The sequence below is a fragment of the Sphingomonas endophytica genome, assembly GCF_001476895.1.
GTDB classification, from domain to species: Bacteria; Pseudomonadota; Alphaproteobacteria; order Sphingomonadales; family Sphingomonadaceae; genus Sphingomonas; species Sphingomonas endophytica_A.
The window spans coordinates 1-1,219 of the sequence record NZ_LDTB01000129.1 but is presented as its reverse complement, the minus strand read 5'-3'; the positions used below and the strand labels follow the sequence as shown (position 1 = coordinate 1,219).

Here is a 1,219-nt window from a genome sequence, read left to right as displayed (position 1 = left end):
ATACAGGCTCTCCTGTGACACTGTCTTCCCTTCTTGCTGCGGCCAGGAAGGCTGGTCCCTTGGTGGCGGAGCCGACTGTCGCGGGAGACCCGACCAAAGCCGCCGTTTGGTCGTTTCTCCTCGCGACAGTCCCGTTCTGATCAATCGACCGGCGAGACGGCCGGCTGCTCAGAACTCTCCCCCCGCCCCGGGAGCTGCGATTGCTGGCTTGTCCTTTGGCAGTTCGGCGACCAGCGCTTCCGTGGTCACGATCAATGAGGCGACCGAGGCCGCATCCTGCAACGCGGTTCGCACCACCTTCGCCGGGTCGACGATCCCAGCCTCGATCAGGTCGACATAGTCCTCGGTCTGTGCGTTGAAGCCGTAGGTCGCCGATCGCTGCTCCAGGATCTTGCCGACCACGATGGACCCCTCAACGCCGGCATTCTCGGCGATCTGCCGGATCGGACTTTCCAGCGCCTTGAGCACGATGTTGATCCCCGCCTGCACGTCGGGATTGCCATGGCTCAGCCGGCCGATGGCGTTCTTGGCGCGCAGCAGCGCGACGCCGCCGCCCGGCACGATGCCTTCCTGCGACAGCGGCGCGGGTTGCGTTGAGCGCGTCGTCGACGCGGTCCTTCTTCTCCTTGACCTCGACCTCGGTCGCGCCGCCGACGTTGATGACGGCGACGCCGCCGGCGAGCTTGGCCAGGCGCTCCTGCAGCTTCTCACGGTCGTAGTCCGAGGTGGTCTCCTCGATCTGCGCCTTGATCTGGCCAACGCGGGCGTCGATGTCGTTCTTCTTGCCGGCGCCTTTGACGATCGTGGTGTTCTCCTTGTCGATCATCACCTTCTTGGCGCGACCGAGCATCTGCAGCGTGACGTTCTCGAGCTTGATGCCGAGGTCTTCCGAGATTGCCTGACCGCCGGTCAGGATCGCGATGTCCTGCAGCATGGCCTTGCGGCGATCGCCGAAGCCCGGAGCCTTGACGGCCGCGACCTTCAAGCCGCCACGCAGGCGGTTGACGACGAGGGTGGCGAGCGCTTCGCCTTCGACGTCTTCAGCGACGATGACCAGCGGCTTGCCGGTCTGCACCACGGCCTCGAGCAGCGGCAGCAGCTCGTTCAGCGAGGAGAGCTTCTTCTCGTTGATCAGGATGTAGGCGTCGTCCATCTCAACGCGCATCTTGTCGGCGTTGGTGACGAAGTAGGGCGAGATGTAGCCGCGGTCGAACTGCAT

Annotated in this window: 1 pseudogene; it reads right to left on the bottom strand. The window is 64.6% G+C overall.

Annotated features, from left to right (window positions below):
* Window positions 1-168 precede the first annotated feature (168 nt).
* Window positions 169-1,219, bottom strand: a pseudogene (groEL, locus tag NS334_RS16305) (chaperonin GroEL); the annotation flags it as partial.